12 protein-coding genes are annotated in these 14643 nt (G+C 73.8%); 11 read left to right on the top strand and 1 reads right to left on the bottom strand.

The window, feature by feature from the left end; translation table 11 throughout:
* The first annotated feature begins 11 nt into the window (after positions 1 to 11).
* The 11 genes from ACQPXG_RS27840 (at position 12) to ACQPXG_RS27890 (ending at position 13113) form a co-directional block, all read left to right on the top strand.
* On the top strand, positions 12 to 1262 hold the full coding sequence (locus tag ACQPXG_RS27840) for an ABC transporter substrate-binding protein (protein ID WP_433462067.1): 1251 nt from the start codon (positions 12 to 14) through the stop codon (positions 1260 to 1262).
* Between the two features lie 8 nt (positions 1263 to 1270).
* The gene (locus ACQPXG_RS27845; protein ID WP_433462068.1) at positions 1271 to 2131 is read left to right on the top strand and encodes a carbohydrate ABC transporter permease; all 861 of its coding nucleotides are present in this window, start codon (positions 1271 to 1273) and stop codon (positions 2129 to 2131) included.
* Positions 2128 to 2967, top strand: coding sequence for a carbohydrate ABC transporter permease (locus ACQPXG_RS27850; RefSeq protein ID WP_433462069.1), 840 nt, complete (start codon positions 2128 to 2130; stop codon positions 2965 to 2967). The genes ACQPXG_RS27845 and ACQPXG_RS27850 overlap by 4 nt, the downstream gene beginning before the upstream one ends.
* A gap of 15 nt (positions 2968 to 2982) precedes the next feature.
* Positions 2983 to 4143, top strand: coding sequence for an ABC transporter ATP-binding protein (locus ACQPXG_RS27855; protein ID WP_433462070.1), 1161 nt, complete (start codon positions 2983 to 2985; stop codon positions 4141 to 4143).
* A gap of 86 nt (positions 4144 to 4229) precedes the next feature.
* On the top strand, positions 4230 to 4592 hold the full coding sequence (locus ACQPXG_RS27860; RefSeq protein WP_433462071.1) for a VOC family protein: 363 nt from the start codon (positions 4230 to 4232) through the stop codon (positions 4590 to 4592).
* A gap of 69 nt (positions 4593 to 4661) precedes the next feature.
* Positions 4662 to 5390 (top strand): hypothetical protein, encoded by a 729-nt coding sequence (locus tag ACQPXG_RS27865; RefSeq protein ID WP_433462072.1) that lies wholly within the window; start codon positions 4662 to 4664, stop codon positions 5388 to 5390.
* Positions 5391 to 5502: 112 nt separating this feature from the next.
* Positions 5503 to 6468, top strand: coding sequence for an EamA family transporter (locus ACQPXG_RS27870; RefSeq protein ID WP_433462073.1), 966 nt, complete (start codon positions 5503 to 5505; stop codon positions 6466 to 6468).
* Between the two features lie 187 nt (positions 6469 to 6655).
* On the top strand, positions 6656 to 8683 hold the full coding sequence (locus ACQPXG_RS27875) for a hypothetical protein (RefSeq protein ID WP_433462074.1): 2028 nt from the start codon (positions 6656 to 6658) through the stop codon (positions 8681 to 8683).
* A gap of 33 nt (positions 8684 to 8716) precedes the next feature.
* Positions 8717 to 9715 carry an AAA family ATPase gene (locus ACQPXG_RS27880; RefSeq protein ID WP_433462075.1) on the top strand — a complete coding sequence of 333 codons (999 nt, stop codon included), beginning with the start codon at positions 8717 to 8719 and terminating at the stop codon, positions 9713 to 9715.
* Positions 9716 to 9718: 3 nt separating this feature from the next.
* Positions 9719 to 10849 carry a DUF58 domain-containing protein gene (locus ACQPXG_RS27885; protein ID WP_433462076.1) on the top strand — a complete coding sequence of 377 codons (1131 nt, stop codon included), beginning with the start codon at positions 9719 to 9721 and terminating at the stop codon, positions 10847 to 10849.
* On the top strand, positions 10837 to 13113 hold the full coding sequence (locus ACQPXG_RS27890) for a transglutaminase-like domain-containing protein (RefSeq protein WP_433462077.1): 2277 nt from the start codon (positions 10837 to 10839) through the stop codon (positions 13111 to 13113). Before ACQPXG_RS27885 ends, ACQPXG_RS27890 begins: the two co-directional genes overlap by 13 nt.
* Here ACQPXG_RS27890 and ACQPXG_RS27895 read toward each other — a convergent pair.
* Positions 13023 to 14540 (bottom strand): protein kinase domain-containing protein, encoded by a 1518-nt coding sequence (locus ACQPXG_RS27895; protein ID WP_433462078.1) that lies wholly within the window; start codon positions 14538 to 14540, stop codon positions 13023 to 13025. The two genes, ACQPXG_RS27890 and ACQPXG_RS27895, sit on opposite strands and share 91 nt — an antisense overlap.
* Positions 14541 to 14643: the final 103 nt, after the last annotated feature.

Genomic DNA, 14643 nt, shown 5'->3' on the forward strand with positions numbered 1-14643 from the left:
GAAGGTTTCGCATGCACGAACGCGTCAAGCTCCTCGGCTGCGCCGCGCTGGCGGCGCCGCTGCTGGCGACCGGATGCGGCGGCAACGCGCGGGGCGACGGCGAGCTCGTCGTCTCGGCATGGGACGACGGGCGCCCGCAGAGCGCCGTCGACGTCGCGGCCCGGGACTTCGAGAAGGCGAACCCCGGCGTCAAGGTCACGGTGAAGAAGACGCCCTTCGACCAGCACCTCCAGGCGCTCCGGCGGCAGCTCGGCACCGGCCGCGCCCCCGACGTCGCGATGACCCTCCTCGGCTACGGCGAGTCCGGGACCTCCCGCGCCCTGGAGGACAAGGGGCTGCTCGGTGATCTGACCGCCGAGTCCTGGGCGGGCCGGATCCCGAAGCAGTACCGGAGCGTCGCCGGAGACGGCGCGAAGGTGTACGCCTTCCCGATCGACCTGATGGCGATCGGCGTGTTCGCCAAGAAGGGCTCCCCCGAGCCGAAGACGTTCTCCGACGTCCTCGCCCGGTGCCGCAGTGCCGCCGCGGACGGGAAGGTCGCGTTCGCCATGGCCGGCCACGAGGACTCGAAGATGCCGCACATCGTGGGTTTCGCGCTGGCCGCGTCCACGGTCTACGCCGACGATCCCGCCCAGAGCGAGAAGCGGCTGAAGAAGCAGGTCACGTTCGCCGGGACGCCGGGCTGGGTGAAGGCCATGGAGCGCTTCACCCAGATGAAGGACGCCGGCTGCTTCGCCAGGGGCGTCGCCGGAACGACCCGGGAGGCGGCGGCGCGGGCGCTCGGCGAGGGCAAGGCCGAGATGGTCGTCGCTCCGTCGGCGACGCTGCCGCTCTGGCAGGCCGCCGCCCCCAAGGCGGCATTCACGATGTTCCCGTTCCCCGGTGACGACGACCCGGCACGGGTGCGCGTCCCCGCCGGCCCGAGCAGCGGCCTCGTCGTCCCGGCCAAGGCGGCCGCCCCGGCGCTCGCCAAGCGCTTCATCGCCCACTACGCGGCCCACCGCGCCCGCTACGCCGCGCTCGATGGTGCCGTGCCCGCCATCCCGGCCGGGGCGGACGCCGGACGCGCGCCCTCCTACGCCGCGGCGCTGGAGCGGTACGTGCGGGACGGCAGGACCAGCCCGGTCATGGACCAGCACTGGCCCAACCCCGAGCTGATCACGCTGTTCGACGCCGGCCTGGTCAGGATCCTCAACGGTCGGCCGGGACCGTCCGACGTCCTGAAGTCCATGGACGCCGCCTGGACGAGCAAGGCGCCGTAGGAGTTCACATGGTAAAGAGTCCGAGATCGGTGCCGTGGGCGTTCGTCGTCCCCGCGGCCCTGCTGACCCTGCTTCTCGTCCTTGGGCCGTCCCTGCTCGGTGCGCTCTCCGCGTTCACGGACTGGGACGGGCTGACCGAGCCCTCCTGGGTGGGCCTCGACAACTTCGGAGAGTTCTTCGGTGAAGGCTCGAACGTCGTCGTCCAGACGCTCATCCTGGCCGCGCTGTACGTGGTCGGCGTCAACGCCGTCGGCCTGGGACTCGCCCTCGGGCTGGCGCGCACGCTGCGCACCCGCCACGTCCTGCGTGCGTTGTTCCTGATCCCGGCCGTGGTGAGCCCGCTGGTCGTCGCCTACATCTGGAAGTTCATCCTGGACGTCGACGGCCCCCTGAACGAGGTGCTGGAGAAGACCGGGCTCGGCACGATCGCCCAACCGTGGCTCGGGCAGCGCGACACCGCGCTCGTAGCCGTCGTCATCGTGATGATCTGGCAGTTCTCCGGCTACCACATGCTCATCTACCTCGCGGGGGTGCAGAGCGTCCAGGACGAACTGCTGGAGGCCGCCCAGGTGGACGGCGCCGGTACCTGGCGCCGGTTCCGCGACATCACGCTGCCGCTTCTGCGGCCGGCACTCGCCATCGGGACCGCCCTGTCCACGATCTCGGCGTTCATGCTCTTCGACCAGGTCATGGCCCTCACCGGCGGCGGCCCCGCCGGGGGCACCGACACGCTGGGCACCTACGTCTACAAGCAGGCCTTCGTCAACGGCCGGTACGGCTACAGCGCGGCGGTCGCGCTGCTGCTCGTCGCCGGCGTGTGCGTCGCGGCGCTCATCCAGGTCCGGGGGCTGCGCGGGAGGGGCGCATGAACGGATACGGCCGCTGGACCGCCTTCCGGGAAGCCGGGCTCTGGATCGGCGCGATCCCCATGCTCGCACCCGTGTACCTCGTGCTCGTGACGACCCTGCGCCGTCCGGACGACCCCGCCGGGTCGGCCCTGGCGCCGCCGTCCGCACCGACCCTCGGCAACGTCGGGCGGGCCTGGAGCGAGGCGGGCGGCGACACGGTGTCGTTCTCCCAGGCCCTGTTCAACAGCGTGCTGACGACCTGCGCGGTCGTGCTCCTGCTCATCGCGATCGCGGCACCGGCCGGGTACGCGCTGGCCCGGCGCGGCTCCCGGCTGTCCGGCCTGCTGTTCGGGCTCTTCACCCTCGCGCTGATCATGCCGATCCAGCTCGGGATGATCCCCGTGTACGCCTTCATGGTGGAGGCCGGGCTCACCGGCACCCGCGCCGGGCTGATCCTCGTGTACACGGGCCTGCAGATGCCGCTCGCGGTCTTCCTGTACACCGGCTTCTTCCGGGGCATGCCGACCGCCTACGAGGAGGCCGCGCGGGTGGACGGCGCCCGGCCGCTGCGCGTCCTCGCCCAGATCATGTTCCCGCTGGTGCGGCCGGCCACCGGAGTCGTCGCCACGCTGACCGGGCTCTTCGTGTGGAACGACTTCTTCGTCGCCCTGGTCTTCACCGACGGCACCGACAAGGTGACCCTCCCCGTCGCCGTCTACTCGTTCGTCGGCCGCTTCACCGCCGACTGGCCGCTGATCTTCGCCGCCGCGCTCATCGCCGCTGGCCCGGTCGTGGCGCTGTTCGCACTCGCCCAGCGGTCGGTCATGAAGGGCTTCACCAGCACCCTGCACGGGTGAAAGGAGGAGGGCGCGATGACGTCCATCGAACTCGACCATGTGGTCATGCGGTACGACGGCACGCGGGCGGCGGTGGACGACGTCTCGCTCACGGTCGAGGAGGGCGAGTTCTTCGTCCTGGTCGGCCCGTCCGGCTGCGGCAAGTCCACGCTGCTGCGACTGCTCGCCGGGCTGGAGAGGCCCTCGTCGGGAGCCGTCCGGATGGGCGGCGAGGACGTCACCGCACTGGAGCCCCGGCGCCGCGACGTCGCCATGGTCTTCCAGAACTACGCGATCTATCCGCACATGACCGTCCGCGCCAACCTCGGCTACGGGCTGCGGGTGCGCGGCACGGGCAAACGGGAGATCGCCGCCCGGGTGGACGAGGTCGCGGACCTGCTCGGGCTTCGCGAACTCCTCGGTCGGCGTCCGGCCACGCTGTCCGGCGGGCAACTCCAGCGGGTCGCGATGGGACGGGCGATCGCACGCCGTCCCCGCGCCTACCTCATGGACGAGCCGCTGTCGAACCTCGACGCCAAGCTGCGCGTCTCCATGCGCACCGAACTGGAGCAGCTGCATCACAGGCTCGGCGTGACCACCGTGTACGTGACCCACGACCAGGTCGAGGCGATGACACTGGGCAGCCGCGTCGCCGTCCTGCACAGCGGCGAACTCCAGCAGGTCGCCACGCCCCATGAGTTGTACGCCCGTCCGGCCAACGCGTTCGTCGCGGCGTTCATCGGCTCTCCGCCGATGAACTTCGCGGTCGGCACTCTGCGGGGAGACGTGCTGGAATTCGGCGGTTTCAAGTTGGGGGTGAACGACCAGACGCGTCCCCCGGTCCACGACGGTGAGCGGATCCTTGTGGGCGTCCGGCCTGAGGACCTGCGGACGGAGGCCGCGCCCGGCGACTGCGCGCTGAGTGTGCAATGCGCCGTGCGCCAGGACCTGGGGGCCGATGTGCTGGTGTTCTTCGGGGTCTCGTCCGGCCCTGACGAGACCGCGGAGATCTCGCATGCCACCTTCGCCGAAGAACGAGGGACAAGGCCGGCGGTAGCGGGAGCGGAGCGGCTGCTGTGCGCCCGCGTTCCCCCCGCACTTCCGGTGCGGCCCGGCGACAGGCTCGAACTGGCGGTGCGCCCCGAGGCCCTGCACTACTTCGACCTGGCAAGCGGCACCCGCCTCGAGACCGGCTGACGCCGCTGACAATGGGACACTCTGGCGCGGGTGGCGGAAGAGGACCGCCCGACTGGCCACGGCAGGCATCCGGTGGGGAGGGCGAGATGGGAACGGAACCGTCGGCGGCCGGTGAGAGGACATCGGCGGGCATACGGATCAGCGGAATCGTCATCGACGCGGTCGACCTGGAACGCATGGCCGTGTTCTGGAGCCGGCTGCTGGATCTGGAGATCACTCGCCGCGAGGATGAGTGGATCAGTCTCGGCCCCGGACTGGCGCTGCAACGCGTGCCCGAGCCCAAGGGCGTGAAGAACCGGCTCCATCTGGACCTGGTCGCCGACGACTTCGCATCGGCGTGCGCCCACGCGGCCGACCTGGGCGCCGTACCGGCCGGTGAACTGCGAGAGGATCTCTGGCAGGTCTGGAAAGACCCGGAGGACAACGAGTTCTGCATCTGCCGGTCATGATTTGGAGCCGCGCCCGCCTTCCCCGATATTGAGGGTCATGACACCTATCTGCGCGGTTGCGGGCGAGTGATGTCGTTCAAGGCGGAGGAGATCTCCAGACTGGCCGAGTCGGGATGGGCCCGCTGCGAATCGGTGGCCGAGGCCGTGGCGCGAGCCGGGCTCCCCGCGGTCACGCCCGACTATGCGGCGACCGCCTTCTCTGACGATCTGTGGGACGCCGCAGAGCGCGCGGTGTCCGCCCTCCGGGACCACTTCGCGTCGGCTCGCTTCGCGGACGAGGTGACGTACGGCGTCCTTCTGGTGCCCGACCCCGGCAAGCTGGACACCCGGCGTCCGATGGCTCCGGCCGTGCGCGCGGGCCAGCTCGGCGCACCCGCTGAGGACGTGTTCGACGAGCGGCTCGGTGCGGGGGCCCTGGGCATCCTGCCCGGCAGGCCGTGGACGATGGCCGCCACGGTGACCGGGACTTATGGGCCGTCCCTGGGCAGCCACGACCAGGTCATGGCCGGGCCGCCGGCGTCGTTCACGGTGGCCGGCACCGACACCAGGGCGCTGATGATCCGCCAGCTGTGGGGTGCCCGCGTCCTGCAGAGCGGCCGCCACCTGCCCGACTGCGAGTCGAACCCGAGGTGGACGTTCACGCTGTTCCCCGGCGAGGGTCTCACCGGCGGTCAGGCCGAGTCCGGCACCGTCCTCAAGGGCAAGGTGCGTTTCCGGCTCGGCAAGCCCGACCGCGGCATCGGATCCGCGCGCACGGCTCCCGCCATCCCCATCGGCCCTGCTCGTCGACCGATGTGAGATTGATAACGGTTGTCATTCTCGTCTGATTGATCACGGTACCTACTGCGGGCGGACGCCGCCCGTCGCCGGCTCTTGCCGGGAGAACACGACAAACGAAAGGTCATTTGCCATGTCCAAGGTGCGTTTGCCTGGACACAGCACGCTCCGAGGGGTCGCCATCGGCCTGCTCGGGCTGCTGTTCTGCGTTGCCGGAGACGCCTTCTCCGCGCTGGGTGCCGAAGACGAGAAGCAGTTCCCCTTCGCGCCCGGTGCGCTCGGGGCGATCTTCGGCGGCCTCTTCCTCACGGGATACGCCACGCTCAGGTTCGGCCTGGCGGTGCGGTCGTCCCGCCGCAACGGCGCCGCCGCCGAAGAGTTCCGGCGGATGCGCGCCTCGGCCGAGTCGGTCCGGTGGCCGATCAGGTGCCTGGCGGTGTCCGGAATCTTCTACCTGCCGCTGCTGGTCGCCGCGACCCAGCGCGTGGGCAGCTTCGCCACCGTGATCGCGGTGGCGTTCTGCGGCCCGCTGGGAGTGGCGATGTGGGGCGCGTTCCGCAAGGCCCGCTACACCGCGGTGGCCTGGCCCGTCCTGGCCGCCGTGGGTCTGTGGGTCATGTCGCTGCAGGAGGAGGCGCACGCCGACCCGCTCGGTTACGCCTTCGCCGCCGCTGCCGCGGTCTGCTTCGCCGTCAACGTCAGTGCGGTCGAAAAGCTGGAGGACCGGGGAGCCGAGACGGTCGGCCTGGCCCTGGCGGGCCTGCTCACCATCCCGGGCGCGGCCGTCTGGCTGATCGCGGGGGGCCTGGAGTGGTTCCAGCCCCGCATCATCATGCTGGCCGTGCTGACCGGTCTGTTCACGGCGTGCGTGGCTCCGGTGCTGGAGGCGCGGTCCATCGGCTACCTGGGCAAGGAGAAGTTCGGGGTGCTGTCCAGCGGTGAGCCGATCATGAGCCTGCCGGTCGGGCTGCTCCTGCTGGGGGAGGTCCCCGGCTGGTTCGTGGCCGCCGGTGTGCTGATCATCGTGGTGGCCATCGTGGGCAACACCGCTGAACTGGACCGGCCGCTGGTCCGGCTTCTGCGCGGCGAGCTGCGATAAGTGACCGCAGTGCCCCCACCAAGGGGCACGGCGGCGGTCAGGCCGGGCGGCGGGGTGAACGGCGCCGCCGGGCATAGCCGCGCGGCCCGACCGGCCGCGCGATCGCGGCGGGGAGGCATCGCCTCCCCGCCGTTCCGTTCGACGTCGGCTCCGGCGCCGACGGATCTTGCCAACTGTATTGGCCCGCGTGGTGCTGATCGCTATCGTGAGCGTGATCAACACGGCCGGGGCGTTCCCGCGGGGGCGGGAGCCCGACCGGGACCGGGAACCGCGCGACGGCGGCACCGGCGCGGCCGTGTACGAAGGACGAAAGGAACCGCTGGTGAGGCGGGCGAAGACCGCGGTGTCAGCGCGTGCGCGCGTCGGTGGCTGGGCCACCGCCGCGCTGATCACCCTGGCGCTGCTGGCGACGCTGCTCGGCGGCGGGCGGGCGGGCCACGCCACCGTCGCCGCGGACGGCAGCGCCTGGCTGTGGAGCCGGACGACCGGCGAGGTGGGCCGGGTCAACCCGGACAACGGCCGGGTCGAGCGGACCCGGAACGTGCCCGGATCGCGCGGTCACCGGGTCCAGGTCACCCAGAACGATCAGAACCTGCTCATCCACGACCTGGAGACCGGGCGGGTGTCCTCGCTGAACCTCAGCGGCCTGGGCTTCTCCGGGCAGGCGGACGTCGGCACCCGCGACGACCCCCACCTGGCCATGGGGAACGGTGTCGCCGCCGTCGTCGAGCGGACGTCGGGCCAGGTACGCGCGCTCGACCCGGCCACCCTGCGCCCGACCGGCCCGGTCCTGCAACTGCCGGGACCGCTGACCGGCGGCGAGTTCGACGGAGCCGGGCTGCTGTGGACGGCCGTCCCCCGGCAGGGCACCGTCACCGCGGTGAAGGTGACCGCCGAAGGCGCCGCCGTCGCCCAGACCGTCGAGGTCGCCGAACCCGATCGGGACCTCGCGCTGACCGTGCTCGACGAGGGCGCGCTCGTGGTGGACCGGGGCGGCCGCGACCTGGTCGCGGCGATCGGCGGCGGCACCCGCCGGATCACCGCGCCCGTTCCGCTGGCCGGCGCCCTGGTGCCCGAGCGCACGCACGGTGGCCTGGCCGCGATCACCGTGCCCGCCGCGGGCGCCGTGGTCACGCTTGACGACGTGCGCAAGGGCGGCCCGATCCACTCGTTCCCGCTGCGCGACCCCGTACAGGAGCCGGCCGTCCCGTTCGCGGGCAAGGTGTACGTGCCCGTGCGGGAGACCGGCCAGGTCCGCGTGTACGCGCCGACCGGCGAGCAGACCGGCGTGCTGAACATGCCGTCCGGACGCGGCGACCTGGAGTTGCAGGTGCGCGAGGGCAACCTGTTCGTCAACGCGCCGGGGAGCGCCGACGCGCAGGTCATCGGCGCCGACGGCCGGGTCCGCACGGTCGGCAAGTACCCGGACGGCAAGGGGCGCGGCGGCGACAAGCCGGTCGCGCCGGGCGCCGGGAACGGACCGCCGCCCGTCTCGGCACCGCCCGCCGATCCGATCTTCCCCGACCCGCCCGACCTGCTCGATCCGCCCGGAAAGCGCCCCACGGAGACCGGCACTCCCGAGCCGCCGCGGACCGAGGCACCGGGAAGGCCCGAGAGCCCCAAGCCCTCCCCCGGTAGGCCTCCGGCCCCGTCACCGAGCCTGACCTTCCCCCGCCCGACGTCGAGGCCCACGACCGGAGCTCCCACCAGCCACGCTCCGACGACCAAGCCGCCCACGACGAAGCCCCCCTGGACGAGGCCCCCCACCACAAGGCCCCCCACCACAAGGCCTCCGACAACGAGGCCTCCCACGACGAAGCCCCCGTCGACCAAGCCCCCCTCGACCAAGCCGCCCACGACGAAGCCTCCCGCGAGCAACCCGTACACGGCGGTGCAGGTCTGCAACGCGGGCGGTTCGGGCAGCGGCTACAAGGTGCAGCGCTCCAGCTCGTTCTCGGGCGGCAGGATCTACCAGCTCTACAGTGCGACCACCAAGAACAACTGCGCCGTCACGATGAAGACCGCCGACATCGGCAAGGGCACCAACGTCTGGGTCCGCCTCCAGAGCCAGAAGGGCGGCAAGGTCGCGAGTGACAACGGCACGTTCAAGTACTACGCCGGACCGGTGTACGTCCACGCGCCCGGCGACTGCGTGCGCTACTCGGGCGGCGCCTCCGGCGCGAGCGCCTCGGCCGGCTGGGCCAACTGCGGCTGAGACCGGAGCGGACACAGTGGAGAGAGGGAGAGTTTGAGCACAACGACGGCCGAGCCGCCGGCGCTCACCGGCGAGGAGGCGGTGCTGGCCGCCGACGCCTTCGACCGGATGGCGGCGGGCATCGAACGGGTGGCCCGCTGCGATCCGGCGACCGTGCGGCTGGTCCTCACCGCGTTCGCCACCGGCGGCCACGTCCTGCTGGAGGACCTGCCCGGCATGGGCAAGACGACCCTGGCCCGGGCGCTGGCCGCGGTGACCGGCGGCACGGCCCGCCGCGTCCAGTGCACACCCGACCTGCTGCCCTCCGACATCACCGGTGTGACGATCTTCAACGAGCAGAGCCGGGAGTTCGAGTTCCATCCCGGCCCGGTGTTCGCCAACGTCGTGATCGTGGACGAGGTCAACCGGACCTCGCCCAAGACCCAGTCGGCGCTGCTGGAGGTCATGCAGGAGGAGCAGGTCACGGTGGACGGGACCGCCCACCCGGTGCCCCGCCCGTTCCTGGTCGTCGCCACACAGAACCCGGTGGACCTGGAGGGCACGTTCCCGCTGCCCGAAGCGCAGCTCGACCGCTTCCTGATGCGGCTGTCGCTGGGCTACCCCGGGGAAGAGGCGGAGCTTTCGCTGATGCGCGGCTCGGCCTCGGCCATGGCCGAGCCCGAGGACTTGGCCCCGGTGCTGGACGACGCGGAGGCGGAGCGGCTGGTCGCGGCCGCCGAACGGGTCGCGTTCGCCGACCCCGTCTACGAGTACGTGCTGCGGCTGGCCCAGCGGACCCGGCGGCACCCCCGGCTGCGCGCCGGGGTGTCCATGCGCGCGTCCATCGCGCTGTGCCGGGCGGCGCGCATGTACGCGCTGGCCGACGGCCGGGGGTACGTCACGCCGGACGACGTCAAGGCCCTGGCCGCGCCGGTCTGGGGGCACCGGCTGATGCCGCTCTCGGGCGCCGCGACCGCGGACGAGACCGCCGAACTGCTCGACGGCCTGCTGGCCGAGGTCCCGGTTCCGGGCCCGCACGAGAACCGGCGCTGATCGGTGGCGTGGCCCCGCCCCACCGGCCGCGGCTGGGGGCTGCTCGCTTCGGGAGCCGCGCTGTGCGGTGGCGGCCTCGGATTCGGCTACTTGGCGCCCGGTGCGCTGGGCGCGCTCGCGTTCCCCACCGTCGCGCTGGCGATGGCGCTCGCCGGGCGGCCGCCCGCCGTCCGGGTGCGGCGGCGCGCCACCGTGTCCCGCGTCCGCGCCGGTGATCCCGTCACGATCGTCTTGGAAATGGAAGCCGACTCCGCCGTCGCCGCCGAGCGCGTCACCGGCCCGCAGGGCACGGCCGTGCTGCGGCTCGGCCCCGCCCGTCCCCGGATCAGGTACGAGCTGTCCGCCGAGCGGCGCGGGGTGATCGAGGCGGGCCCGCTCAGCCTGGTCCGCACCGACCCGCTGGGCCTCGTACGGGCCGCCCGGCCGGCCGTCGACGAGCCGGTCCGCGTGCTGGTGCATCCCCGCCACCACGACCTGGCCACCGTGCCCGCGGCCGGGGCCGGCGGGCGGGACACCTCGTCCGCGGCCACCCGCGCCACCGAGGGCGCCTTCGCGGGGCTGCGCGAGCACGCGCCGGGAGACGACGTCCGCCAGATCCACTGGCGCACCTCGGCGCGCCGCGGGCGCCTGATGGTGCGCGAGCACGCCGACACCGCCCGCCCGGGCCTGACCGTCCTGGTGGACGACCGGTACGGCCCCGGCGAACTGGACGCGCTCGCCGAGGTCGCGGCCTCGATCGTGCGGTCCGGGCCGGACGTCCCGGTGGATCTGCGGCTGGCCGGCGGCGGGTACGCGCCGGCCGGCGCGGCGGGCACCGCCCAGCTGGACCTTCTGGCGGAGGCGGTGCCGCGTCCCGACGCCGACTTCGCGGCGGCCTGCCGGCGCCTTCGCTCGGCCCCGTCCGGCCGCGCGGTCGTGCTGATGTCCACCGCGGCGACGCCGCAGGACACGGCCGCGGCGCTTGAGGCGCTCGCCGCGCGCCGCACCGTCTCCCTGCTGGGTCTGGTCGGCTCGGACGGTCCCGGCGACGGCGCCGAACCGGCCGCGCCGCCCGCCGGAGTGAGGATCCTGCGAGCGCCGGACGCCGGGTCCTTCGCCGCGCGATGGAACGAGACCCGCTGGTGGACGCGGTGAGCCGGGTCCGTACCGCGCTGTCCGCCGTCGCGGTCGCGACGGCCGCCGCGGCCCCGGCACCCCTGCTGGCGGCGGGGTACGACCGGCCGCCGGCCGTGCTCGCCGTGCTGGTCGTCACCGCGGTGGCCGCGGTGGCGGTGACGACGGCGGCGCACCGGCTGCTCCGCGACTGGGGGCCCGCCGCCGCGATTCCGGCCGGGCTGCCCGTGGCCACCGCCGGGCTGGTCGCGCTGGCCGCCTGGTCGCCCGGTCAGGTCAAGGGACCGGTCCCCGCGGCGGTGGACGCCGTGCTGCACTCCGGCGCCCGCATCCTGACCATGGCGCCCCCGGCACCGGCGACCGTGGACCTGCTGGCGTTCCCGGCTCTGGCGGTCTGGCTCGCGGGAGCCATCGGCGCGGTGCTGCGCCGCGACGGCCGGGTCCTGCCCGCGCTGCTGCCGGCCGCGCTGCTCCTCGTCGGGGCCGCCGCGCTCGACCCCGAGGCGGCCGGCCCCGGCTACCGGTCGGCGGCGCTGCTGGCCCTGGCCGCCACCGTCCTGCTGGCCTCCGCGCCGAAGGACCGGCCGGACGCCGCCCGGACCGGGGTCACTCTGCGAATGCGAGACCCGGAGCCCGTCCGCTCCGCCGCGCGTCCCCGGTCGCGGGCGGCCGGCGCGGCGATGGCCTGCGCGGTCCTGCTGCCCGGCGTCGGCGCGGCCGTGGCCGCGCCCGGGATCCTGACGGGCTGGCCCGTTCAGGCCGCCGACCCGCGCGCCGAGGCCCCCGCGGCCGAGACGCCGCTCGACGTGCGCAACCCATTGGCGTACCTGTCGGCGTGGGCGGCCGACCCCGATGTGCCGCTGATGAACGTGACGGGTCCGCGAACCGAACTCCGGTGGGTCGCGCTCGCCGAGTTCACAGGTCCGACCTGGTTGCCGGACAGTTCGTACCGTCCGGCCGGGCATGTCCTGCCGCCGCCCGAGGTGACGCCGCCGCACGCGACCCGGACGTCGGTCCGGGTGTCGGTCCGGAGCCTGCCCGGGGACTGGGTGCCGGTGCCGGGGACGCCCACCCGCGTGGACGGGATCTCGGTCGGGCACGACGCGCTCTCCGGCACGCTGCTGTCCTCGGACGGCCCGGTGGCGGGGCGCACGTACACGGCCGAGGGCCTGGTCGCCGACTGGAACGGCGACGAGGCGGCACAGGCCAAGATCGCGTCCGGAACCGGGTACGAGCGCTACCTCCGGTTGCCGCCCGGCGCGCCCGCGCGGCTGGCCGACATCGCGCGCTCGGCCGCCGGGGACGGGACGCCGCACCGGCGGGCCGCCCGCATCGCCGAGTACCTGCGCGACAGCTACACCTTCGAGCCGGGCGCCCCCGGCGGGCACGGCTACGCGGAGCTGTCCGAGCTTCTCGTCCCGCCGGGGCGCAAGGGCGGCGGCGCCACCTCCGAGCAGTTCGCGAGCGCGTTCGCGGTCCTCGCCCGTGCGGCCGGGCTGCCGAGCCGGGTGGTGGTCGGATTCGGCCCCGGCACCGGCGGCGACGGCGGGCGCGTGGTGCGCACCGGCGACGCGGTCGCCTGGGGCGAGGTGTACTTCGAGGGCTTGGGCTGGGTGCCGTACGACCCGAACCCCCGCGACCGGTCGAAGGCGCGGACCCGGCCGAGCACTGGAGAGCGGTCGAACCGCGACGGTGCGCACCGCGACGACGGTGCGGAGGACCTGGCGGACGGCGGCGCCGGTGGCGCCGGACCGCCGCGCACGGGCGGGCCGGGCGGCGGCCTGCTCGCGGTCCCCCCGGTCGCGTTGCTGGCGGCCTTCCTGATCGGTGTGCCGCTGCTGCGCCTCTCGCGGCTGCGCAGGCCGCGCCGCGGACCCGCGCCGGACCGGATGCTGGCCGCATGGACGGAACTGCTGGTGGCGCTGCGGCTCGCCGGCCTTCCCGCCCCCGCGTCCGCCACGGCCGCCGACGTGACGGAAAGGCTTGCGCGCGAGCTGCCCGAGACTGATCCCGAACGGTTGCGGCGGTTGTGCCGGCTGGTGAACGCGGCCGGCTTCGGCGGCGCGGTCACCGAGGAGGACGCGGCGTTCGCGGTCACGGAGACCGGTTCACTGGCCGCCGGGCTGCGGCGCTCACGGTCGCCGCTGCGCCGCCTGACGTGGTGGTGGGACCCGCGCGCGCTGCTGTGGTCGGTTCAGCCGGTCCGCTTGACGCGCCGCGTGCAGACCGGCGCGGCCTGGGCGACCCGGTCGACGTCCACCACCGCGACCACCGTCAGGCAGTAGTCCACGCTCGGGTTCAGCGCCGTGATCACGATCTTCTCGCTCCCCGGGTCCACGGCGGCCAGCGTGGACGGGGGGTGCCCGACCGGGCCGCCGACCACGTAGTGCGCGGCCTGCCCTCCGCTGCGGTCCTGCCAGGAGACCTCGATCGAGACCTGGCCGTCGACGATCCGCACCTGGGCCGGCGCGTACTGCTGGGCGGGCCGGATGGCGGTCGGCGAAGATGTGGGCACCGTCGACCGCTCGGCCAGCGGCCGGTGATCGGGCGTTCGGGAATCGGACAGCAGCCCGGTCCCCACGACCCCGACCCCGGCGGCCGCGAGCACCACCACGATCGCGATGACCGGGCGCAAACGGCGCGGAGCCACGGTCCGCTCCTGTTCCCGGGCCTGTTCCGGGACCTGCTTTCCGGCCTGTTCAAGGGTGCCGCCGACCTGGTCAAGGCTGCCGCCGGCAGGGGCCGCCGACCTCTCCAAGGGCCACGCCGAAGGCCGTTCCCAGCTGTCGAAGAACTCTGCGGTCGCGGTGACGGGCGCAGGCGCGGGAGGAGGCGCGGGCGCAGGCATGGTCGCGGGCGGAGGCATGGTCGCGGGCGGAGGCATGGGCACGGCTGCGGGCGCGGGAAGGCGCCCGAGTCCTTCCCCCAGCGCGTCGGTGAACGCCTTCACCGTCGGATGCCGCTCGGCGGGGTCGCTCGCCATCGCCCTGGCGAGGGCGTCGGCGAGCCACTCCGGGATGTCGTCTCGCGGCACCTGCGGAACGGGCTCGTTCAGCGCCCGCTCCCGAACCTCCCACCGGCCGTCGGCGGTGAACGGGGCGCGCCCGGCGAGCAGGGCCCACAACGTCGCGCCCAAGCCGTACACGTCGGAGGCGACGGTCTGCTCCTGGCGGCGCAGCGCCTCGGGCGCCGCGAACCCGGGATCGACGCGTTCCAGACCGACCGGCTCCAGCACGCAGGGCGCCGAATGCGCGCCGAGTCCGCGCAGCGTTGCGGGCCCGGCGAGCAGCGGCCCCCGGTCACCGCGCAGCACGCGCCCGGGGTTCACTCCGCCGTGGATCAGGCCCTCGGCGTGGAGCGCCTGCAACCCCATGCCGACCGAGACCGCGATCTCGACCGCCTCATGGACGGGCAGCAGCGCGCCGGAGTCGTGGTCGCCGCCGGGGCAGTACAGCGACGCCGCGTACCGGCGACCGGTCGCGGTACGCCCGGTCTCCAGCACGGTGACGAGATGGTCGTGGCGGGTGGCCCGTTCCAGCGCGGCCAGCTCGTCCAGCGGCGGATAGGAACCGAAGCGCTGGACGCGGAGCGCGACCACCCAGCCGGACTCCTCGTGGACGGCCCGGTAGGTGACCCCGCCGGCACCCTGATGGGCGATCGTGAGGTCGCGGTATCCGCGTACCAGTGTTGGCGGGTCACCGGTGCTGGGCATGGCGGCGGCGTGCTCCCCGTCGTGCGGAGGTCGGGCAGGTTCGGCCGGACATTGATCTTAGCAACCGCCGCGCCGTCAGGGTGCTCGATCGCGCCGCTCTGGC

The sequence above is a fragment of the Spirillospora sp. CA-128828 genome (assembly GCF_050945415.1).
Lineage (GTDB): Bacteria > Actinomycetota > Actinomycetes > Streptosporangiales > Streptosporangiaceae > Spirillospora.